Origin of the sequence: Williamsia sp. 1138 (assembly GCF_002095435.2) — a bacterium.
Lineage (GTDB): Bacteria > Actinomycetota > Actinomycetes > Mycobacteriales > Mycobacteriaceae > Williamsia.
The window spans coordinates 1-1,407 of record NZ_MJEJ02000004.1 but is presented as its reverse complement, the minus strand read 5'-3'; the positions used below and the strand labels follow the sequence as shown (position 1 = coordinate 1,407).

Annotated in this window: 1 protein-coding gene; it reads right to left on the bottom strand. The window is 62.8% G+C overall.

Annotated features, from left to right (window positions below):
* Window positions 1-1,369, bottom strand: a 1,369-nt coding sequence (locus tag BH683_RS00025; protein WP_143695940.1) for a DUF222 domain-containing protein, incomplete at its 3' end; no start/stop codon positions are given.
* Window positions 1,370-1,407 lie beyond the last annotated feature (38 nt).

Sequence of the window (1,407 nt, the reverse complement as noted above, 5' to 3'; positions counted from 1 at the left end):
AACGTTGAGCCTCGCTGGCCAACCGCTTCGCCCGGCCCAGATACAACACTTCGTTGCTGTGGTCGGCGAACACCGCCAACGTCTTGTCGCTCCGCGCGAGCAACTTGATCGCATCGCTGATCGGCAACACCGTGCCGGTCGCGGTATAGACAACACCCCGCCCGTACGGACGCATCGGCCCACCGGTCAACGCGGGCAACCACATCGGGTCCTCCCACTGCGTCTGCGGATCCGGATACTCCGGCTCCGGCGCAGAACCCTCTGATTCAGGTTCTGATTCAGGTTCGGGTTCCGGCTCAGGCTCAGGTTCCGGCTCTGGTGTTGGTTCGGGCGCGGGTTCTGGCCCTGGCTCTGGCGTTGGTTCGGGCTCGTGTACGTCGTCCTCGGCAGCAGCAGCAGCAGCAGCTTCTTGCTCCCGAAGTGCTTCGTCGAGTTCGTCTTTGGTCATGTTGATGATCAACTGCACCGGCAACCCACGATGAGTCTTACCCAACTGACCCGACTCGAGCAGATACAGCAGCATCGCCTTGAGAGCGTCATGATTACGCTGCGCCTGAGTACGAAGATCGTTGTCCGCCGCCGCCTGCAGAACCTCAGGATCAAGCGCTGGATCATCGGCAGCCCCCGACGGGGACAGCTCATCGTCGGGATTGTTCATCCCCGGCGCCGCCCACACCCCCAACATCACTTTCATCAACGCCGTCGTCGACGGATCCAGATGGCCCGCCACCTTCGCCATCATGTCCACCGCTTGATCGCCCACGCTGACACCGCGCTTCTTCGCCCGATCAACATCATCAGCCAGCCTGCCGTCGGGATCCAAGTAGTCCACGATCCGCTCGCCGATCGTCTCGACCGCAGCAGGATTGTATCTGCGGCACAGATCAGCCAGCGCCACCTCAGTATTCGCCCGTTGCTCCGGATCGATCTTGTGCGGAATCTTCCCCATCACCTTCACCACCGCACCGACGTGATCGAGATCGATCACACCTTCGGCCAGTAGGGCTGCGGTCTCCGGGAACCGAGGCTCGATCACCTCACCGCTCGGAGTCACCGACGGCGTCAAAGCATCCATCGCCTGCACTCGCGCCTTCGCCGCACCCGGACGCAACCGCGCCACCGACGTCAACACCGCCGCGGGAGAGGAACATCCCACCTTCGAATACGCCCGCCGCACAGCGACTTCCCGCAACACAGGCAACCCCGCCGCCGACAACCGCCGCGACGCGACCTCCAACCGTTCCACCACCCGCACACAATCCACGTCAGACAGAGCAGTCAGATCCAACTCCGACAGGCGTGCGATCGCAGCATCCAACTCCGACACCACACCCACCACCGGCGAATCGATGACAACACCATCAGACATGCAGGCCCCCCAGCCCCAGAAACACACGCGGACAACAA